Annotated in this window: 17 protein-coding genes, 1 tRNA gene and 2 other RNA genes; 14 read left to right on the top strand and 6 right to left on the bottom strand. The window is 51.2% G+C overall.

The genetic code is table 11. The features are described from left to right. Positions 1 to 214: 214 nt before the first annotated feature. Positions 215 to 505, bottom strand: coding sequence for an HTH-type transcriptional regulator (locus BEB54_RS14985; RefSeq protein ID WP_000455798.1), 291 nt, complete (start codon positions 503 to 505; stop codon positions 215 to 217). Positions 506 to 938: 433 nt separating this feature from the next. Here BEB54_RS14985 and BEB54_RS14980 point away from each other — a divergent pair, with 433 nt between their 5' ends. Then, the gene (locus BEB54_RS14980) at positions 939 to 1649 is read left to right on the top strand and encodes a DUF3053 domain-containing protein (protein WP_000190517.1); all 711 of its coding nucleotides are present in this window, start codon (positions 939 to 941) and stop codon (positions 1647 to 1649) included. A gap of 49 nt (positions 1650 to 1698) precedes the next feature. On the opposite strand, the gene ghrB is transcribed toward BEB54_RS14980, so the two are convergent. Beyond that, positions 1699 to 2673 (bottom strand): glyoxylate/hydroxypyruvate reductase GhrB, encoded by a 975-nt coding sequence (gene ghrB, locus BEB54_RS14975; RefSeq protein WP_105272153.1) that lies wholly within the window; start codon positions 2671 to 2673, stop codon positions 1699 to 1701. 103 nt (positions 2674 to 2776) lie between these two features. Beyond that, entirely contained in the window at positions 2777 to 3436 is a 660-nt protein-coding gene (locus BEB54_RS14970; protein WP_000747625.1) for an OmpA family lipoprotein, read from the bottom strand. 152 nt (positions 3437 to 3588) lie between these two features. Between BEB54_RS14970 and bisC the strand changes: the two genes are divergently transcribed. After that, entirely contained in the window at positions 3589 to 5922 is a 2334-nt protein-coding gene (gene bisC, locus BEB54_RS14965; RefSeq protein WP_105282223.1) for a biotin sulfoxide reductase, read from the top strand. Here bisC and BEB54_RS14960 read toward each other — a convergent pair. Both BEB54_RS14960 and tag read right to left on the bottom strand, forming a co-directional pair. Further along, positions 5891 to 6331: an N-acetyltransferase gene (locus tag BEB54_RS14960; RefSeq protein ID WP_000617470.1), complete on the bottom strand. Its 441-nt coding sequence runs from the start codon at positions 6329 to 6331 to the stop codon at positions 5891 to 5893. The genes bisC and BEB54_RS14960 overlap by 32 nt on opposite strands. Further along, positions 6328 to 6891, bottom strand: a complete 564-nt coding sequence (gene tag, locus BEB54_RS14955) for a DNA-3-methyladenine glycosylase I (protein WP_000438962.1) — start codon at positions 6889 to 6891, stop codon at positions 6328 to 6330. Before tag ends, BEB54_RS14960 begins: the two co-directional genes overlap by 4 nt. A gap of 157 nt (positions 6892 to 7048) precedes the next feature. Here tag and BEB54_RS14950 point away from each other — a divergent pair, with 157 nt between their 5' ends. The 11 genes from BEB54_RS14950 (at position 7049) to dppF (ending at position 18208) form a co-directional block, all read left to right on the top strand. Then, positions 7049 to 7747 (top strand): autotransporter outer membrane beta-barrel domain-containing protein, encoded by a 699-nt coding sequence (locus BEB54_RS14950; protein ID WP_000584470.1) that lies wholly within the window; start codon positions 7049 to 7051, stop codon positions 7745 to 7747. A 228-nt stretch (positions 7748 to 7975) separates the two neighbouring features. After that, positions 7976 to 9184 carry an L-lactate MFS transporter gene (locus BEB54_RS14940; protein ID WP_000189051.1) on the top strand — a complete coding sequence of 403 codons (1209 nt, stop codon included), beginning with the start codon at positions 7976 to 7978 and terminating at the stop codon, positions 9182 to 9184. Positions 9185 to 9507: 323 nt separating this feature from the next. Continuing rightward, a complete protein-coding gene (gene eptB / locus BEB54_RS14935) occupies positions 9508 to 11199 on the top strand; it encodes a kdo(2)-lipid A phosphoethanolamine 7''-transferase (RefSeq protein WP_001269242.1) in 1692 nt (563 codons plus the stop codon). A gap of 91 nt (positions 11200 to 11290) precedes the next feature. Then, positions 11291 to 11367 (top strand) — tRNA-Pro (locus tag BEB54_RS14930). A 34-nt stretch (positions 11368 to 11401) separates the two neighbouring features. Further along, a non-coding RNA gene (locus BEB54_RS14925) (RtT sRNA) lies at positions 11402 to 11535 on the top strand. A gap of 33 nt (positions 11536 to 11568) precedes the next feature. Next, positions 11569 to 11703, top strand: a non-coding RNA gene (locus tag BEB54_RS14920) — RtT sRNA. Between the two features lie 663 nt (positions 11704 to 12366). Beyond that, positions 12367 to 13974 carry a dipeptide ABC transporter substrate-binding protein DppA gene (dppA, locus tag BEB54_RS14915; protein WP_001222892.1) on the top strand — a complete coding sequence of 536 codons (1608 nt, stop codon included), beginning with the start codon at positions 12367 to 12369 and terminating at the stop codon, positions 13972 to 13974. Between the two features lie 307 nt (positions 13975 to 14281). Continuing rightward, a complete protein-coding gene (dppB, locus tag BEB54_RS14910) occupies positions 14282 to 15301 on the top strand; it encodes a dipeptide ABC transporter permease DppB (RefSeq protein ID WP_000938853.1) in 1020 nt (339 codons plus the stop codon). A gap of 9 nt (positions 15302 to 15310) precedes the next feature. After that, complete coding sequence (gene dppC / locus BEB54_RS14905) at positions 15311 to 16213, top strand: dipeptide ABC transporter permease DppC (RefSeq protein WP_000084677.1); 903 nt, start codon at positions 15311 to 15313, stop codon at positions 16211 to 16213. A 10-nt stretch (positions 16214 to 16223) separates the two neighbouring features. Further along, on the top strand, positions 16224 to 17207 hold the full coding sequence (gene dppD / locus BEB54_RS14900; RefSeq protein ID WP_001196486.1) for a dipeptide ABC transporter ATP-binding protein: 984 nt from the start codon (positions 16224 to 16226) through the stop codon (positions 17205 to 17207). Next, a complete protein-coding gene (dppF, locus tag BEB54_RS14895) occupies positions 17204 to 18208 on the top strand; it encodes a dipeptide ABC transporter ATP-binding subunit DppF (protein WP_000103580.1) in 1005 nt (334 codons plus the stop codon). The genes dppD and dppF overlap by 4 nt, the downstream gene beginning before the upstream one ends. 29 nt (positions 18209 to 18237) lie before the next feature. Here the strand turns inward: dppF and BEB54_RS14890 are convergent, their stop codons facing one another. Further along, positions 18238 to 19509 (bottom strand): aromatic amino acid transport family protein, encoded by a 1272-nt coding sequence (locus tag BEB54_RS14890; protein ID WP_105272155.1) that lies wholly within the window; start codon positions 19507 to 19509, stop codon positions 18238 to 18240. Between the two features lie 475 nt (positions 19510 to 19984). On the opposite strand from BEB54_RS14890, the gene BEB54_RS14875 reads away from it, so the two are divergent. Beyond that, a partial coding sequence (locus BEB54_RS14875) for a type I toxin-antitoxin system toxin Ldr family protein (RefSeq protein ID WP_113078591.1) occupies positions 19985 to 20072 on the top strand: 88 nt, incomplete at its 3' end.

Below are 20072 nucleotides of genomic sequence, written 5' to 3'. Positions count from 1 at the left end.
GTTAAAGGAATGTGCACTACGAGGGGTATCAACGATAACTCTTGAAGGGACTTGCCTTACTACACTGCTTTAATGGTCTGTACGTCAAACCGTTGATGTGCATTAAGCCACGCATTGGCGGGTGATGCAACAATTATTTTTCATATTTATGATTAATCGGTTGGAAAACGGTCCTGTCATCAGGACCGTAAACAGCAATAAAGTGGATAAAAGTCTATTCCATCAACTGCTTACTTAATGCCGGGTTGGCTTGAATCAAACGCATCAATTTTAGTTCGGCACTTGAAGGCTTCACGCGTCTGGATTCCCATTCCTTTACCATGGCGACTGATACGCCCAAAACCCGGGCGAAATCATCGATTTTTAACCCTGTCCCTTTTCGTAACTGCTCAATTTCGGTACAGGACGTTGTTCTGTGCGTCAGGGTAATTTTCTGCGTTTCATCTTTAAAAACAATCTGTTCCAGGCTGCTCAACAGCTCATGCATGGGATCTTTATATTCCATTGAAAACTCCTCAAATCACACTGCGGGATCGTGAATTGCATCGAAGCTCATTAAGAATAGTCGGGAAAAACAGACACAGCGGGGTGTAGCCAGGGCATGCTCTGGCTATGATTCGATTCAGCCAGTCATTTAGCGTGACTTATAGCCACCTAACGATCTGATAAATGCCGATATATCTCTTACCACTCCCGGTTTGTAAAGATTTCGAAAATCTAACGTTCTGAGAAAGCGTAAATCTCTGGCTACAAAAAAAGCAACGGCACTATCATTTTTTAACAATGAAACAACAAATTAACCTTGTTTCATTTTCTCCATGATTTTACCAGGAAGATTACGTAGAAAGGGTATCCTGCAAGCCTGTCCTGGACTATCCTTGTCACGTCAGACACGCGTGTGTCGTTGTGCGCTTTTTTTGGGTGAAAGGAGTAAGAAAATGGCGACAGGAAAGTCCTGCTCTCGCTGGTTTGCGCCTCTTGCGGCGTTATTAATGGTAGTTAGCCTGAGTGGGTGTTTTGATAAAGAAGGCGATCAGCGTAAAGCGTTTATCGACTTCCTGCAGAATACAGTGATGCGTAGCGGTGAACGTCTACCAACCCTGACTGCCGATCAGAAAAAACAGTTTGGTCCTTTTGTCTCTGATTACGCGATTCTGTATGGTTATTCACAGCAGGTGAATCAGGCGATGGATTCCGGTCTGCGCCCGGTTGTAGACAGCGTTAACGCAATTCGCGTACCGCAGGATTACGTTACGCAAAGCGGCCCACTGCGTGAAATGAACGGTTCTCTGGGCGTACTGGCGCAACAGTTGCAAAATGCGAAGTTGCAGGCCGATGCTGCGCACTCTGCGCTAAAACAGACCGATGATTTGAAACCGGTCTTTGATCAGGCATTCACCAAAGTGGTAACGACGCCAGCTGATGCTTTGCAACCGTTGATTCCGGCGGCACAAACTTTCACGCAACAACTGGTGATGGTTGGAGACTACATTGCTCAGCAAGGTACTCAGGTGAGCTTTGTCGCAAATGGCATCCAGTTCCCGACTTCGCAGCAGGCAAGTGAATATAACAAACTGATTGCGCCATTACCGGCACAGCATCAGGCGTTTAATCAGGCCTGGACTACAGCAGTTACTGCAACCCAATAAAGAGTAAAAGCCCGGGCGATTATCGGGCTTTACTCCACGCAGTCGCGGCTTAGTCCGCGACGTGCGGATTTACACAGTTCTTCTCAACCTTTCCTTGTAACGCATCAATCAAGTTATCCACGGCGCAGGCGGCCATGCCATAACGCGTCTCATGGGTGGCAGAACCAATATGCGGTACGGCGACGACGTTGGCCATTGAGAGCAACGGCGAATCTACGGACAGTGGCTCTTGTTCGAAGACATCCAGCCCGGCGGCGTGAATTTCCCCTTTCTGCAATGCAGCAATCAGTGCATTTTCATCAACCACCGGGCCACGTCCGGCATTAATGAAAATGGCGGAGGATTTCATTTTGGCGAATTGTTCTGCGCCAAACAGATGATGCGTCTCATCCGTTAACGGCAGGATCAGGCAAACGAAATCTGACTCTTGTAACAGAGTATCCAAATCGCAGTAGCGGGCGTTGAAGCGTTCTTCTGCTTCTTTATGGTGGCGACGCGCGTTATAGAGGATGGGCATGTTGAAGCCAAGGTGCGCACGTTGTGCCAGCGCCATGCCGATCCGTCCCATCCCGACAATGCCCAGTGTTTTATGGTGAACGTCAGTGCCGTACCAGTCCGGGCCTATGCTCGCGGTCCATTCGCCTGCTTTTACCCGTTCTGCTACCTCCACAACCCGACGAGCGGTAGACAACACCAGCGCCATCAGCGTATCGGCGACGGTTTCTGTTAATACGGTTGGTGTGTGCATCAGCAGAATTTTTCGGGCGGTAAGCGCATCGACATCAAAATTGTCATAGCCGACGGAGATCGTTGATGTGGCACGCAGTTTCGGCATTTTTTCCAGCAATGCGGCATCAACATTCTCGTTTGAACCCAGTAAACCTTCAGCTTCGGCAAAAATTGCTGCATTTTGTTCGATGGTTTGTGGGCTGAGGTTTGCCACCTGATGAACGGTGAAATGCTCTTGCAGGCGTTGCAGTAAATCATCAGGTAAGGCTTTGTAGAGGATAACGGACGGCTTCATTCTTCTCTCCATTCACTGATAAGGCGATCACCTTAGCCTGAAATATGATGAAGGAAAACTGAAGAATGCCAGGTGATTTTTGCATCACCTGGCATGAAAGGGATTACAGCGGGCTTAAGGTAATTTCTACACGGCGGTTTTGCGCCTTACCTTCTGCGGTGCTGTTGCTGGCGATTGGGTTAGCCGGGCCAAGGCCCTGAGTACGGATGCGGCTGGCGTCCACGCCCTGGGTGATCAACGCGCTGGCAACGGAATCCGCACGCTGCTGGGAGAGACGCATGTTCAGGTCGTGACCACCCGTGCTGTCGGTATAACCAATCACGTTAACCGCCGTTTTCGGATACTCTTTCAGCACCATTGCCACGCCGGTTAGGGTGTTAGCGCCTGCCGGTTTCAGGGTCGCGCTGCTGCTGTCGAAGGTTACATTGTTCGGCATATTGAGGATAATGTTATCCCCGCTGCGGGTTACGCTAACACCAGTGCCGCGCATTTTGTCACGCAGCTTCGCTTCCTGCACATCCATGTAATAACCAACGCCGCCGCCCAGAGCTGCGCCTGCTGCTGCACCAATCAGCGCGCCTTTACCGCGATCTTTCTTCGAAGAAGAGAGCGCACCAATACCCGCGCCAACGAGAGAGCCCAGACCTGCACCGATAGCAGATTTACCTGCTTCGCGTTCACCTGTGTAAGGGTTAGTGGTGCAGCCAGATACCGCCAGAGCGCCACTCACTACGGCGGCAATAAGATAAACACGTTTCTTCATTGTTAATCCTTAATAACCTTTTTATTCTTTGCCACGGGTTCCGTGGCGGGAGATTATGCCGCGTGAACATGAAGATTATTCCTGGGAATACTCGGAAATTTGTAAGTAATATTTAACTGCTCAATACATCTAACCTTTCAGGAGCCTTCGGTTTGGCCAACTCATCCTCACGATATTCCGTTCTGACTGCCGCCCACTGGGGGCCCATGCTGGTTGAAACCGACGGCGAAACCGTGCTTAGCTCGCGTGGCGCGTTAGCCACAGGAATGGAAAACTCCTTGCAGAGCGCGGTTCGCGACCAGGTTCACAGTAATACACGGGTACGATTTCCAATGGTGCGCAAAGGCTTTCTTGCGTCACCGGAAAACCCGCAAGGCATTCGTGGGCAGGATGAATTTGTTCGCGTGAGTTGGGATGAGGCGCTGGATCTCATCCATCATCAACATAAACGCATTCGTGAGGCTTATGGTCCGGCGTCGATTTTTGCGGGTTCCTACGGCTGGCGTTCAAACGGCGTACTGCATAAGGCCTCGACATTATTGCAACGTTATATGGCACTGGCAGGCGGTTATACCGGGCATCTGGGGGATTATTCGACCGGCGCGGCACAGGCGATCATGCCGTATGTCGTGGGGGGCAGCGAAGTTTATCAACAGCAGACCAGTTGGCCGCTGGTGCTGGAACATAGCGATGTCGTGGTGTTGTGGAGCGCTAACCCACTCAATACGCTGAAAATTGCGTGGAATGCATCCGATGAGCAGGGGCTTTCTTACTTTTCCGCACTGCGTGACAGCGGGAAAAAGCTGATCTGCATTGATCCAATGCGATCGGAAACCGTCGATTTCTTTGGCGATAAAATGGAGTGGGTGGCACCGCACATGGGCACCGATGTTGCGCTGATGCTGGGGATCGCCCATACGCTGGTGGAAAATGGCTGGCACGACGAAGCGTTTCTGGCGCGTTGCACCACAGGTTATGACGTCTTCGCCTCTTATTTGCTGGGCGAGAGTGACGGAATAGCGAAAAATGCCGAATGGGCGGCAGAGATTTGTGGGATTAACGCAGAGAAAATCCGCGAACTGGCGGCTATTTTTCATCAAAATACCACCATGCTGATGGCTGGCTGGGGAATGCAGCGCCAGCAGTTTGGTGAGCAAAAACACTGGATGATCGTCACCCTGGCAGCAATGTTAGGGCAAATCGGCACGCCTGGCGGGGGCTTTGGTCTTTCTTACCATTTTGCCAATGGTGGTAACCCTACGCGCCGCGCTGCGGTGCTTTCATCTATGCAGGGCAGCTTGCCAGGTGGCACCGATGCGGTAGATAAAATCCCCGTAGCCCGTATTGTTGAAGCTCTGGAAAACCCTGGCGGTGCATACCAACACAATGGCATGAACCGTCACTTCCCGGATATTCGTTTTATCTGGTGGGCGGGCGGCGCCAACTTTACTCATCATCAGGATACCAATCGCCTGATTCGTGCCTGGCAAAAACCGGAGCTGGTGGTGATCTCCGAATGCTTCTGGACGGCAGCGGCGAAACACGCCGATATCGTCCTCCCTGCAACCACCTCGTTTGAGCGTAATGACCTCACCATGACCGGCGATTACAGTAATCAGCATCTGGTGCCGATGAAGCAAGTGGTGCCTCCACGTTATGAAGCGCGTAATGATTTTGATGTCTTTGCCGAGTTGAGTGAACGTTGGGAGAAGGGCGGCTATGCGCGGTTTACGGAAGGAAAAAGTGAGCTGCAATGGCTGGAAACGTTTTATAACGTTGCACGGCAGCGCGGGGCAAGCCAGCAGGTTGAATTGCCGCCATTTGCTGAGTTCTGGGAAGCCAACCAGTTAATTGAGATGCCGGAAAACCCGGACAGCGAGCGGTTTATTCGCTTCGCCGATTTTCGCCGCGATCCGCACGCGCATCCATTAAAAACCGCCAGCGGCAAGATTGAAATCTTCTCGCAGCGTATTGCCGATTACGCTTATTCGGATTGCCCTGGGCATCCAATGTGGCTGGAGCCGGACGAATGGCAGGGCAATGCCGAACCGGAACAGTTGCAGGTACTTTCTGCTCATCCGGCACATCGTCTGCACAGCCAGCTGAATTACAGTTCTCTGCGCGAATTGTACGCGGTGGCAAATCGTGAGCCTGTCACCATTCATCCTGACGATGCCCAGGCGCGCGGCATACAAGATGGCGATATTGTTCGGTTGTGGAACGCACGCGGGCAAATTCTTGCCGGAGCGGTCATTAGCGAGGGAATTAAACCTGGCGTGATTTGCATTCATGAAGGGGCATGGCCGGATCTGGATTTAACCGCTGACGGTATTTGTAAAAACGGCGCGGTGAACGTTCTGACCAAAGATCTCCCCAGCTCGCGGCTGGGGAATGGCTGTGCGGGTAATACGGCGCTGGCATGGCTGGAAAAATACAACGGTCCGGAACTAACACTTACAGCGTTTGAACCACCGGCCAGCTCATAATCCAGGTGGGTAGTTGGGTTTCATCCTGCCATGCGCAGTCGACAATGTGAAAACCCTGCGCATGGTAAAAATCTATCGCCGGTTGATTTTTTTGATAAACCTCCAGCATCAGATGGGGATGGCGCTGCTGCACATACTGCATTAGCGCCTTACCAATACCGCGTCTGACGGCCTTCGGTGCGACAAACATTGCAGCCAGAAATCGGCCTTCCATAATGCTGACAAAACCGAGAAGCTTACCGTCTTCTTCCCAGACCCAGTTTTGCGCGTTGGCAAGATAGGCATCCCGCACCAGCGGAATGCAATCACGCCAGTAATTCGCTTTTATAAAGGGATGCCCCCAGGTTGTACTTTCCAGCCACAATTCGAGGATCGCGGGGAGTTCTGAACGTTGCGCTTCCCGAATCATGGTTTATTTCCCGGATAGCAACAGCAGCCAACCACATGATCATTCACCAGCCCACATGCCTGCATAAAGGAGTAACAGATTGTGGTACCAACAAACTTAAAACCACGCTTTTTCAGGGCTTTAGATAGAGCGTCGGAGGCGGGCGTAGATGTAGGGATTTCGCTCAACGTTGTGGCTTGTGTCACCTGTGGTTGATGATTGACAAACGACCAGACAAAGTCGGCAAACGGTTCGCCGTTCTGTTCCATTTGCAGGTACGCCCGCGCATTACCAATAATTGCCTGAATTTTCCCGCGATGGCGGATAATCCCGGCGTCCTGTACCAGTCTTTCGACATCCTCTTCCTGCATTGCAGCCACCTTCACCGGATCGAACTGATGAAAGCTGGCGCGATAGTTTTCGCGTTTTTTGAGGACGGTGATCCACGATAACCCTGCTTGTTGCCCTTCAAGGCAGATCATTTCGAACAGTTTTTTACTGTCAGTTTCAGGCACGCCCCACTCATTATCATGGTAGGCAATATAAAGCGGGTCCTGACTCACCCAGCCGCAACGTTCCATACTTTCCCTCGCTATGTACCCGATCGTAAAAATTTCAGCCGCTTTTCTTGACGCATCGGTGAAAAAGTCAATATTTAATACAGGGCTACTATGCCCGATATCCTTCATACAATGACAATAATATTGCCGAATTCGGCTCTTCCCTGGAGTCGTGTTAATGATCATAAAAAAAAGCGGTGGTCGCTGGCAGTTAAGCCTGCTGGCGAGCGTGGTAATCAGTGCCTTTTTTCTCAACACAGCTTACGCCTGGCAACAAGAATATATCGTTGATACGCAACCCGGACATTCCACAGAGCGCTACACCTGGGATAGCGATCATCAACCTGATTACAACGATATTCTGTCGCAACGTATTCAAAGTAGCCAAAGGGCGCTGGGACTGGAAGTCAATCTGGCGGAAGAAACCCCTGTGGATGTGACCAGCAGTATGAGTATGGGCTGGAATTTTCCTTTATATGAACAGGTTACAACCGGTCCGGTCGCGGCATTACATTACGATGGTACAACCACCTCGATGTATAACGAGTTTGGCGACAGTACTACTACACTGACCGATCCGTTATGGCATGCCAGCGTGAGTACCTTAGGCTGGCGTGTTGACTCCCGGCTTGGCGATCTCCGACCCTGGGCGCAAATCAGCTATAACCAGCAATTTGGCGAGAATATCTGGAAGGCGCAATCAGGCTTAAGCCGGATGACGGCGACAAACCAGAACGGCAACTGGCTGGATGTCACGGTAGGTGCTGATATGTTGCTCAATCAAAATATTGCCGCCTACGCTGCGTTATCTCAGGCAGAAAATACCACGAACAATAATGACTATCTGTATACGATGGGGGTTAGCGCCAGATTTTAACGTTATAGATACAATTGAAACCCATAAATAACAACTAATGTGGCGATAGTGGGGACTAACTTACTAAATAATAAATTTGGTGAATAATTGTCGAGTCATTCATTCCTGAACTAATGCATTTCATTCCGTTCTGATGGCATTTCATGCCGTTTTTCCCCAGGCATAAAGTGCACTTCGTTATGGTTGTCAGCAGAGATTTTTCCTTTTTATTACTGCAGGAATACTGCCATGACACCTTCAAATTATCAGCGTACTCGCTGGCTGACACTCATCGGTACTATCATTACCCAGTTTGCCCTGGGGTCGGTTTATACCTGGAGTCTGTTTAACGGCGCGCTTTCTGCCAAGCTGGGGGCTCCGGTAAGCCAGGTTGCTTTCTCTTTCGGCTTGTTAAGTCTGGGGCTGGCAATTTCGTCTTCTGTTGCGGGCAAATTGCAAGAACGTTTTGGTGTTAAACGCGTCACTATGGCTTCCGGCATTTTGCTGGGATTAGGTTTCTTCCTGACAGCACATTCCAACAACCTGATGATGCTGTGGTTAAGCGCCGGTGTGTTGGTTGGTCTGGCGGATGGTGCGGGCTACCTGCTGACGCTCTCAAACTGCGTGAAGTGGTTCCCGGAGCGTAAGGGACTCATCTCTGCTTTCGCTATTGGTTCTTATGGACTTGGTAGTCTGGGTTTCAAATTTATCGATACGCAACTGTTGGAAACGGTCGGTCTGGAAAAAACCTTTGTTATTTGGGGCGCGATTGTACTGGTGATGATTGTCTTTGGCGCAACGTTAATGAAAGATGCGCCGAAACAGGAAGTGAAAACCAGCAATGGTGTGGTGGAGAAGGATTACACGCTGGCAGAGTCGATGCGTAAACCGCAGTACTGGATGTTAGCAGTTATGTTCCTGACCGCCTGCATGAGTGGCCTGTATGTGATTGGCGTGGCGAAAGATATCGCTCAAAGTCTGGCGCATCTTGATGCAATTTCCGCAGCCAATGCTGTGACGGTTATTTCCATCGCCAACCTTTCTGGTCGTCTGGTGCTGGGCATTCTGTCTGACAAAATCGCCCGTATCCGTGTTATCACCATTGGTCAGGTCATTTCGCTGGTGGGCATGGCGGCCCTGCTGTTTGCACCATTGAATGCAGTGACGTTCTTTGCAGCGATTGCCTGCGTGGCATTTAACTTCGGCGGCACTATCACGGTGTTCCCGTCACTGGTCAGTGAGTTCTTCGGCCTAAATAATCTGGCAAAAAACTACGGTGTGATTTACCTCGGTTTCGGAATCGGCAGCATTTGTGGTTCGATTATCGCTTCACTGTTTGGCGGATTCTATGTGACTTTCTACGTGATTTTCGCCCTGCTGATTCTGTCACTGGCGCTTTCTACGACGATTCGCCAGCCAGAGCAGAAAATGTTGCGTGAGGCGCATGGCTCCCTTTAATGACCTGCCGCGAGCTACTGGGCTTTAGCCTTAGTGTGAATCAAACGCTTCAACGCAATGTATAAACAATGACGCGTAAAATTTGGGCCAGTGAACTGGCCCTTTTTACTGCTTTTTGTAACGCTAAAGTCTCTTTTCAAACTTGCATTTTTGTAAATTTGTGCTTCATGCACACTCTTTCCCCACACTTTTTCCCTTTGCTGTGGTCTACTTATTCGCGCGTGTAGATTTTACTTATCTGACTACCTCCGCACTTTTCCCCTGCCGGGCCTGAAAAGCCACTAAGCAGGGTGTTATCACCTGTTTGTCCAGGGTTTGTTTGCATGAGATACATCAAATCGATTACACAGCAGAAGCTGAGCTTTTTGCTTGCAATCTATATTGGCCTTTTTATGAATGGCGCGGTTTTTTACCGCCGCTTCGGCAGCTATGCGCACGATTTTACCGTCTGGAAAGGCGTTTCTGCTGTTGTTGAACTGGTCGCTACCGTACTGGTGACCTTCTTTTTACTGCGTCTGCTTTCGCTGTTTGGCCGCCGCAGCTGGCGAATTCTGGCATCGCTGGTGGTGCTCTTTTCTGCAGGTGCCAGCTATTACATGACTTTCCTTAATGTGGTCATTGGTTATGGCATCATCGCATCCGTCATGACCACCGATATCGATCTGTCAAAAGAAGTTGTTGGTCTGAACTTTATTCTCTGGTTAATCGCCGTAAGCGCATTACCTCTTATCCTTATCTGGAATAACCGCTGTCGCTACACCTTGCTCCGACAACTGCGAACCCCAGGGCAACGTATTCGCAGCCTGGCGGTCGTCGTACTGGCAGGTATTATGGTTTGGGCACCGATTCGTTTGCTGGATATCCAGCAGAAGAAAGTGGAGAGGGCGACAGGTGTTGATTTGCCGAGTTATGGTGGCGTTGTCGCGAACTCTTATCTGCCATCAAACTGGCTTTCGGCGTTAGGTCTTTATGCCTGGGCGCGGGTCGATGAATCTTCCGATAACAATTCTCTCCTTAACCCTGCGAAGAAGTTTACGTACCAGGCTCCACAAAACGTTGATGATACATATGTCGTTTTCATTATTGGTGAAACCACGCGCTGGGATCATATGGGCATTTTCGGCTATGAACGCAATACCACACCGAAACTGGCTCAGGAGAAAAATCTGGCGGCGTTTCGTGGCTATTCTTGTGACACGGCGACCAAACTTTCTCTGCGTTGCATGTTTGTGCGTCAGGGTGGAGCAGAAGATAATCCGCAGCGCACATTAAAAGAACAGAACATTTTCGCGGTATTGAAGCAGTTAGGATTCAGTTCTGATCTCTACGCTATGCAAAGCGAAATGTGGTTCTACAGCAATACGATGGCGGACAATATTGCTTATCGTGAGCAGATTGGTGCGGAACCGCGTAACCGCGGCAAGCCGGTAGATGATATGTTGCTGGTAGACGAAATGCAGCAATCGCTGGGGCGCAACCCGGATGGTAAGCATCTGATCATTCTGCATACCAAGGGGTCGCACTTTAACTACACCCAGCGTTACCCGCGCAGCTTTGCGCAGTGGAAGCCAGAATGTATTGGTGTTGATAGCGGCTGTACCAAAGCGCAGATGATCAACTCCTACGACAACTCGGTGACCTATGTGGATCACTTTATTTCCAGCGTGATTGATCAGGTTCGCGATAAGAAAGCGATTGTGTTCTACGCAGCTGACCACGGTGAGTCAATTAACGAACGCGAGCACCTGCACGGCACACCGCGTGAACTGGCACCGCCGGAGCAGTTCCGCGTACCGATGATGGTCTGGATGTCGGATAAATATCTGGAAAATCCAGCCAACGCGCAGGCATTTGCGCAGTTGAAAAAAGAAGCTGATATGAAAGTGCCACGCCGTCACGTAGAGCTGTACGACACCATCATGGGTTGTCTTGGCTATACTTCACCGGACGGTGGTATTAACGAAAACAACAACTGGTGTCACATCCCGCAGGCGAAAGAGGTCGTGGCTAACTAAGAGGCCTGCTGACTTTCTCGCCGATCAAAAGGCATTTTGCTATTAAGGGATTGACGAGGGCGTATCTGCGCAGTAAGATGCGCCCCGCATTCGGTGATTGGCGCAGCCTGGTAGCGCACTTCGTTCGGGACGAAGGGGTCGGAGGTTCGAATCCTCTATCACCGACCAAATTCGAAAAGCCTGCTCAGCGAGCAGGCTTTTTTGCATTTGAAGCCCACGAGGATGAGAACCTCCGGGGGCGGGGAGGTTCGACTCGAGCGAAGCGAGAGAACGTTGCGCCAGCAACGGCCCGCAGGGCGAGCCACGAAGTGGCGAGTAATCCTCTATCACCGACCAATTTAGAAAAACCAGCCTACGGGCTGGTTTTTTGCTTTCTGCGACCTGAAGAGGATAAGAACCTCCGGGGGCAGAGAGGTTCGACTCAAGCAAAGCGAGAGAACGTTGCGTCAGCAACGGCCCGCAGGGCGAGCCACGCAGTGGCGAGTAATCCTCTGGCACCGACCAAATCTGAACGTAGGCCTGATAAGACGCGTCAGCGCCGCATCAGGCAACGGCACCGCACTTATTGTCGGATGCGGCGTGAACGCCTTATCTGACCGACACACCACATATTTCCCTGCCAAATTTGCGCCCCACATCTCACTATCCATTAACGGATTTGTGACAGAATCCATTGTCTTTTTTTATATTTGCTTAAATCTTTTTTTGCGTTACTTATGGCTGGCGCTGGCATTTTCCGCTGTGCGTTTTAGCGTTCATGGTATTAATCGCTCAGATATCCATCTTTTCCTCAGATTTTTTTCATTAAATGCATAAAACTTAATCACCAAATGTTGCTAAATATTAAGCTGATTGTTCTGGTTATGTTGGCGTAGCACAAATTTCTCTGCTGCAAATAGCTGTTTGAAGTTTTTTTAATCTTTGTTTGTGGATTCTCACCGTTGGTGTAAATCCCGGTTGGCTGTATTGACGTTTTCACATTCTGTTGACAGATTGTAGGTCACGAGGGGCATTTTATGGAGGATCCGCACTGTTACACTGATGTTAATTAGTACGGCATCCCCACCTCATAACGTTGACCCGACCGGGTAAAAAACAAAAAAGGTCAGGCAGCGACAACCCACTGCAAAGGGTTAAAACAACAAACATCACAATTGGAGCAGAATAATGCGTATTTCCTTGAAAAAGTCAGGGATGCTGAAGCTTGGTCTCAGCCTGGTGGCTATGACCGTCGCAGCAAGTGTTCAGGCTAAAACTCTGGTTTATTGCTCAGAAGGCTCTCCGGAAGGGTTTAACCCGCAGCTGTTTACCTCCGGTACTACCTATGACGCCTCTTCCGTACCGCTTTATAACCGCCTGGTTGAATTTAAAATCGGCACCACTGAAGTGATTCCGGGCCTCGCTGAAAAGTGGGAAGTCAGCGAAGACGGTAAAACCTATACCTTCCATCTGCGTAAAGGTGTGAAGTGGCATAACAACAAAGAATTCAAACCGACGCGCGAACTGAATGCCGATGACGTGGTGTTCTCGTTCGATCGTCAGAAAAACGCACAAAACCCGTACCATAAAGTTTCTGGCGGCAGCTACGAATACTTCGAAGGTATGGGCTTGCCGGAGCTGATCAGCGAAGTGAAAAAGGTGGACGACAACACCGTTCAGTTTGTGCTGACTCGCCCGGAAGCGCCGTTCCTTGCTGACCTGGCAATGGACTTCGCCTCTATTCTGTCAAAAGAATATGCTGACGCGATGATGAAAGCCGGTACTCCGGAAAAACTGGACCTCAACCCAATCGGCACCGGCCCGTTCCAGTTACAGCAGTATCAAAAAGATTCCCGTATTCGCTACAAAGCGTTTGATGGCTACTGGGGCACCAAACCACAGATCGATACGCTGGTCTTCTCTATTACCCCTGACGCTTCCGTGCGTTACGCTAAATTGCAGAAAAATGAATGCCAGGTGATGCCGTACCCGAACCCGGCAGACATCGCCCGCATGAAGCAGGATAAATCCATCAACCTGATGGAAATGCCGGGGCTGAACGTCGGCTATCTCTCGTATAACGTGCAGAAAAAACCACTGGATGACGTGAAAGTTCGCCAGGCACTGACCTATGCGGTGAACAAAGACGCGATTATCAAAGCAGTGTATCAGGGCGCGGGCGTATCAGCGAAAAACCTGATCCCACCAACCATGTGGGGCTATAACGACGACGTTCAGGACTACACCTACGATCCTGAAAAAGCGAAAGCCTTGCTGAAAGAAGCGGGCCTGGAAAAAGGCTTCTCCATCGACCTGTGGGCAATGCCGGTACAACGTCCGTATAACCCGAACGCTCGTCGCATGGCAGAGATGATTCAGGCAGACTGGGCGAAAGTCGGCGTACAAGCGAAAATCGTTACCTACGAATGGGGTGAGTACCTCAAGCGTGCAAAAGATGGCGAGCACCAGACGGTAATGATGGGCTGGACTGGCGACAACGGGGATCCGGATAACTTCTTCGCTACCCTGTTCAGCTGCGCTGCCTCTGAACAAGGCTCCAACTACTCAAAATGGTGCTACAAACCGTTTGAAGATCTGATTCAACCGGCGCGTGCTACCGACGACCACAACAAGCGTGTTGAACTGTACAAACAAGCACAGGTCGTGATGCACGATCAGGCTCCGGCACTGATCATCGCTCACTCCACCGTGTTTGAACCGGTACGCAAAGAAGTTAAAGGCTATGTGGTTGATCCATTAGGCAAACATCACTTCGAAAACGTCTCTATCGAATAATTAAAAGCCATACAAGGTTGATGGCAAACGCAAAACTGCCGGATGCGCTCCGCTTATCAGGCCTACGAGAGTTCTGCAATGTATTGAGTTTGCACGATTTTGTAGGTCGGATAAGGCGTTCACGCCGCATCCGGCATGACCAAAGCGTACTTTGTCAACAATCTGCATACCCGGTGGTGCTGTGCCTTTAAGTGCAGCGCCATCCGGCAGCAATACTTAATTCCTTGTCCTATAAGGGCGGGAATTGATTTGTGAGCAATACAGACTCGCAGTTCCAGGCTGCGGGTCACTACAGAGAATCCGGGTTATGTTGCAGTTTATTCTCCGACGTTTGGGACTCGTCATCCCCACGTTTATCGGTATTACCCTTCTCACATTTGCCTTTGTCCACATGATCCCGGGCGATCCGGTGATGATCATGGCGGGTGAACGTGGGATCTCCCCAGAGCGTCACGCACAATTGCTGGCAGAACTCGGCTTGGATAAACCGATGTGGCAGCAGTATCTCCATTACATTTGGGGTGTAATGCACGGTGATTTAGGCATTTCGATGAAAAGCCGCATCCCGGTTTGGGAAGAGTTCGTGCCGCGCTTCCAGGCCACGCTGGAACTTGGCGTCTGCGCGATGATTTTTGCGACCGCGGTCGGCATTCCGGTTGGTGTGCTGGCTGCGGTTAAACGCGGTTCTATTTTCGATCATACAGCCGTTGGCCTGGCGCTGACCGGCTACTCGATGCCGATCTTCTGGTGGGGCATGATGCTGATCATGCTGGTTTCGGTGCACTGGAACCTGACCCCTGTCTCCGGTCGCGTGAGCGACATGGTATTCCTCGATGATTCCAATCCGTTAACCGGTTTTATGCTGATCGACACCGCCATCTGGGGTGAAGACGGTAACTTTATCGATGCCGTCGCCCATATGATCCTGCCCGCCATTGTGCTGGGTACTATCCCGCTGGCGGTCATTGTACGTATGACGCGCTCCTCGATGCTGGAAGTGCTGGGCGAGGATTACATCCGCACCGCGCGTGCCAAAGGGCTAACCCGCCTTAGGGTGATTATCGTCCATGCGCTGCGTAATGCCATGCTGCCGGTGGTGACCGTTATCGGCCTGCAGGTGGGAACATTGCTGGCAGGCGCGATTCTGACCGAAACCATCTTCTCGTGGCCCGGTCTGGGGCGCTGGTTGATTGACGCGCTGCAACGCCGCGATTATCCGGTAGTGCAGGGTGGCGTATTGCTGGTGGCGACGATGATTATCCTCGTCAACCTGCTGGTCGATCTGCTGTACGGCGTGGTGAACCCGCGTATTCGTCATAAGAAGTAAGGGGACATCATGTCACAGGTTACTGAAAATAAAGTGATTAGCGCACCGGTGCCGATGACCCCGTTACAGGAGTTCTGGCACTATTTTAAACGCAACAAAGGCGCGGTCGTCGGGCTGGTTTACGTCGTCATCGTGTTGTTTATCGCGATCTTTGCCAACTGGATTGCGCCGTATAACCCGGCGGAACAGTTCCGCGATGCACTGCTCGCCCCGCCAGCCTGGCAGGAAGGCGGCAGTATGGCGCACTTGCTGGGCACCGATGACGTAGGTCGTGATGTGCTGTCGCGGCTGATGTACGGCGCGCGCTTGTCGCTGCTGGTTGGCTGTCTGGTAGTGGTGTTATCGCTGATTATGGGCGTTATTCTCGGCCTGATCGCTGGTTACTTTGGCGGCCTGGTCGATAACATCATCATGCGCGTGGTCGATATCATGCTGGCGCTGCCAAGTCTGCTGTTGGCACTGGTGCTGGTGGCGATTTTCGGCCCGTCGATTGGTAACGCCGCGCTGGCACTGACCTTCGTTGCCTTGCCGCACTATGTGCGCTTAACCCGCGCCGCCGTGCTGGTGGAAGTTAACCGCGATTACGTTACCGCGTCTCGCGTGGCAGGTGCCGGGGCGATGCGTCAGATGTTTATTAACATCTTCCCGAACTGCCTTGCGCCGCTGATTGTTCAGGCGTCGCTCGGTTTCTCTAACGCCATTCTCGATATGGCTGCTCTTGGTTTCCTCGGCATGGGAGCGCAGCCGCCAACACCGGAGTGGGGCACCATGCTCTCCGATGTGTTGCAGTTCGCGCAAAGCGCCTGGTGGGTCGTAACCTTCCCCGGTCTGGCGATCCTGCTGACGGTGCTGGCATTTAACCTGATGGGTGACGGTCTGCGTGACGCGCTCGATCCCAAACTGAAGCAGTAAGAGGTTCGAGATGGCGTTATTAAATGTAGATAAATTATCGGTGCATTTCGGCGACGAAAGCGCACCGTTCCGCGCCGTAGACCGTATCAGCTACAGCGTGAAACAAGGCGAAGTGGTCGGAATTGTGGGTGAGTCTGGCTCCGGTAAGTCGGTCAGTTCACTGGCGATTATGGGGCTGATTGATTATCCGGGCCGCGTGATGGCAGAAAAGCTGGAGTTTAACGGCCAGGATTTGCAGCGTATCTCGGAAAAAGAGCGCCGCAACCTGGTGGGTGCCGAAGTGGCGATGATCTTTCAGGACCCGATGACCAGCCTTAACCCGTGTTACACCGTAGGTTTCCAGATTATGGAAGCAATTAAGGTGCATCAGGGCGGTAATAAGAGCACTCGCCGTCAGCGGGCGATTGACCTGCTGAATCAGGTCGGTATTCCCGATCCGGCTTCGCGTCTGGATGTTTACCCGCATCAGCTTTCTGGCGGCATGAGCCAGCGTGTGATGATCGCCATGGCGATTGCCTGTCGACCAAAACTGCTGATTGCCGATGAGCCGACCACCGCGCTGGACGTGACCATTCAGGCACAAATCATCGAACTGCTGCTGGAGTTGCAGCAGAAAGAGAACATGGCGCTGGTATTGATTACCCATGACCTGGCGCTGGTGGCGGAAGCGGCGCATAAAATCATCGTCATGTATGCAGGCCAGGTGGTGGAAACGGGCGATGCGCACGCCATCTTCCATGCACCGCGTCATCCGTATACTCAGGCATTGCTGCGTGCGCTGCCGGAATTTGCTCAGGACAAAGAACGTCTGGCGTCGTTGCCTGGCGTCGTTCCTGGCAAATACGACCGTCCGAATGGCTGCCTGCTTAACCCGCGTTGCCCCTATGCCACTGACAGATGCCGCGCTGAAGAACCGGCGCTGAATATGCTCGCTGACGGGCGTCAGTCCAAATGCCATTACCCACTTGATGATGCCGGGAGGCCGACACTATGAGTACGCATGAGGCCACCTCGCAACAACCGCTGTTGCAGGCTATCGACCTGAAAAAACATTATCCGGTGAAGAAAGGCATGTTCGCGCCGGAACGTCTGGTGAAGGCGCTGGACGGCGTTTCGTTTAACCTTGAACGTGGCAAAACGCTGGCAGTAGTGGGTGAATCTGGCTGCGGTAAGTCGACCCTCGGTCGGTTGCTGACGATGATCGAAACGCCCACCGGTGGTGAGCTGTATTACCAGGGGCAGGATCTGCTCAAGCACGATCCGCAGGCGCAGAAGTTGCGTCGGCAGAAAATCCAGATCGTCTTTCAGAATCCCTATGGTTCGCTAAATCCGCGTAAAAAAGTTGGGCAAATTCTTGAAGAGCCGCTGCTTATTAACACCAGTTTAAGCAAAGAACAGCGTCGGGAAAAAGCGTTGTCGATGATGGCAAAAGTTGGCCTGAAAACCGAGCATTACGACCGCTACCCGCATATGTTCTCCGGCGGTCAGCGTCAGCGTATCGCCATTGCCCGTGGTCTGATGCTCGATCCGGATGTGGTGATTGCCGATGAACCGGTTTCCGCGCTGGACGTTTCAGTGCGTGCGCAGGTGCTGAATCTGATGATGGATTTGCAGCAGGAGTTGGGGCTGTCTTATGTCTTTATCTCGCACGACCTGTCGGTGGTGGAGCACATTGCTGATGAAGTGATGGTGATGTACCTGGGCCGCTGCGTGGAGAAGGGAACGAAGGACCAAATCTTCAATAACCCGCGTCATCCGTACACCCAGGCGCTACTCTCCGCAACGCCGCGCCTGAACCCGGACGATCGCCGCGAGCGCATCAAGCTCACCGGTGAACTGCCAAGCCCGCTCAATCCACCGCCGGGCTGCGCGTTTAACGCCCGCTGTCGTCGGCGCTTCGGCCCCTGCACCCAGTTGCAGCCGCAGCTAAAAGACTACGGCGGTCAACTGGTAGCTTGTTTTGCTGTTGATCAGGATGAAAATCCGCAGCGGTAACTCACAAAACCGGGGCCATGCGCTCCGGTTTACTCAATCAGCTTCAACAGTGGCGACAAGCATAACAAAATGCCGTACAGCAGAATCATCCAGGCTTTAAACCCGCGAAGTTTTTCCAGTTGTGAGACTTTATAGATCAGGAAAAATGGAATGAGGCACGACACAATGCCATATAACGGGCTTCCCAACTGAAAGAACACCAGCACCGATACACGAAACGAAACCCAAATCGTCAACGTAATGACGATAAAAGCGCAGATCGCCAGAGTCAGCATGCGTGAGTTAATTTTCTTGGTATCAATAATTCGGCTTAACAGATTGAGAATAATGCCTTTAATGGCTTCGTGGAAACCGAGATAAATGCCAAAGAATGCGGTCAGTACGGCAAAGATATTCAGCACCGTAGAGGTGATATGAATGATATGCCCAGGGATCACCTGCGCGGCCAGTGCCAGTGCCGAGATATTTTGTTCAAAGGCAGAAACGGCTTCTTCGTGGCTAATTGAGAAGGTAAACGAAAAGGCAAAAAACAGGATCACCGCGATGAGCGTGACATAACTAATTCGGTGGGTACGCAGCGCGAGCCGGGTTGCCAGTACTTTATCCGCTTCCCGTTTACGATAGGCAATATTCATCGGGTTTAGCACCTGAATAAATACCGCAGAAAAGAAGCAAAAAGGAATAGTAAGCAGGACGTCGCGGAAGAAGATGGTGGCTTGCGGGAAGGCGGTTATATTGGCGAAATTCCAGTGCGGGATCATCGCAAAACCGAAGACGACAATAATCCCTACTTTGACCACCACCATTGGCCCGGAAATCTTAAACAGTAATCGTTCACCACCAGACGCAATTGCCACCAGTACGGCGAAAATGGCGACTTTATAAAGTAGAGATTGTGAAAGATCGGCATCGGTTAAACCGAAGGTTTTCAGGTACGAGGCGCTGTCGAAAACCACGGAGAGAGAGTAGATAAAAATTCCGTGGATAATCATCAAAAAGTAGATAACCCCGAGGAAAATTCCCCAGTTCTTCCCCAGGTAATGGCTGATAATATCGGTGTAGTCATTACAGGAATCGCTTTCAGAGAGGGTTTTTAAATAAATGTCCTGCACTACCCAGGTGGCAGGATAAGCAATGATCGCTGCGGTAATAAATACCCAAATTCCCTTCAAGCCAATTTGAACTGGCATCAGCACGGTTCCGGCACCAATCGCCATGCCTATGCATAATAAAACCCAGCCAAAGTCGTAGCGTGTAAACGGCAATTTCTGATCGTGTATCGGTAGTGTGTTGTGCTGCATAAAGTCCTGTCCAGAAAGAAGTCGGCCTCGCAAAAATGAATAAACCCAGTTTCTCTTGCGCAACAGGTGGAGAAGTCGAATACGCAGTATGTAAAAAATGAGGCAACAGATTCACTGGGGAGGTCGCGAGGAGGCGCAATTCTACAAAATTGCGCATTTCACTACCAGTCTGGAGTCAGCTCGGATATGAACTGCAACTATTGCAAATAAAGAAATTAAGCTGGAAGGCATCACGCAATGAGGAAGATTGCCGGGTGCTGACGGTAAAAAGCAATCGTAAAATCAGCGGCAAGCCGGAAAGGTTCCGGTGAGGCGCAATGTTGCGGGGGCTTAATCCCTGGTGGCATTGGTTGCTGGAGAGAGAAAACCCCCGCACGTTGCAGGTATGCACCTGACAACATCACGGGGGCTAATCTTGAACCCAAACAACTCAAGAATAGCCGCGAAACGTTGTCATTACAACAGAGGCGGCTATATGACGCTCGCAGAACTGGGCATGGCCTTCTGGCATGATTTAGCGGCTCCGGTCATTGCTGGCATTCTTGCCAGTCTGATCGTGAACT

It is taken from the genome of Escherichia sp. MOD1-EC6021 (assembly GCF_002965245.1).
In the GTDB taxonomy this organism is placed as follows: Bacteria; Pseudomonadota; Gammaproteobacteria; order Enterobacterales; family Enterobacteriaceae; genus Escherichia; species Escherichia coli_F.
This window is presented reverse-complemented; position numbering and strand designations above follow the sequence as displayed.

Excerpts from the sequence above, each read along its gene's own strand:
- BEB54_RS14985 (WP_000455798.1), bottom strand. The coding sequence starts at position 505 with ATGGAATATAAAGATCCCATGCATGAGCTGTTGAGCAGCCTGGAACAG.
- BEB54_RS14980 (WP_000190517.1), top strand. The coding sequence starts at position 939 with ATGGCGACAGGAAAGTCCTGCTCTCGCTGGTTTGCGCCTCTTGCGGCG.
- ghrB (WP_105272153.1), bottom strand. The coding sequence starts at position 2,673 with ATGAAGCCGTCCGTTATCCTCTACAAAGCCTTACCTGATGATTTACTG.
- BEB54_RS14970 (WP_000747625.1), bottom strand. The coding sequence starts at position 3,436 with ATGAAGAAACGTGTTTATCTTATTGCCGCCGTAGTGAGTGGCGCTCTG.
- BEB54_RS14960 (WP_000617470.1), bottom strand. The coding sequence starts at position 6,331 with ATGATTCGGGAAGCGCAACGTTCAGAACTCCCCGCGATCCTCGAATTG.
- tag (WP_000438962.1), bottom strand. The coding sequence starts at position 6,891 with ATGGAACGTTGCGGCTGGGTGAGTCAGGACCCGCTTTATATTGCCTAC.
- BEB54_RS14950 (WP_000584470.1), top strand. The coding sequence starts at position 7,049 with ATGATCATAAAAAAAAGCGGTGGTCGCTGGCAGTTAAGCCTGCTGGCG.
- BEB54_RS14940 (WP_000189051.1), top strand. The coding sequence starts at position 7,976 with ATGACACCTTCAAATTATCAGCGTACTCGCTGGCTGACACTCATCGGT.
- eptB (WP_001269242.1), top strand. The coding sequence starts at position 9,508 with ATGAGATACATCAAATCGATTACACAGCAGAAGCTGAGCTTTTTGCTT.
- dppA (WP_001222892.1), top strand. The coding sequence starts at position 12,367 with ATGCGTATTTCCTTGAAAAAGTCAGGGATGCTGAAGCTTGGTCTCAGC.
- dppB (WP_000938853.1), top strand. The coding sequence starts at position 14,282 with ATGTTGCAGTTTATTCTCCGACGTTTGGGACTCGTCATCCCCACGTTT.
- dppC (WP_000084677.1), top strand. The coding sequence starts at position 15,311 with ATGTCACAGGTTACTGAAAATAAAGTGATTAGCGCACCGGTGCCGATG.
- dppD (WP_001196486.1), top strand. The coding sequence starts at position 16,224 with ATGGCGTTATTAAATGTAGATAAATTATCGGTGCATTTCGGCGACGAA.
- dppF (WP_000103580.1), top strand. The coding sequence starts at position 17,204 with ATGAGTACGCATGAGGCCACCTCGCAACAACCGCTGTTGCAGGCTATC.
- BEB54_RS14890 (WP_105272155.1), bottom strand. The coding sequence starts at position 19,509 with ATGCAGCACAACACACTACCGATACACGATCAGAAATTGCCGTTTACA.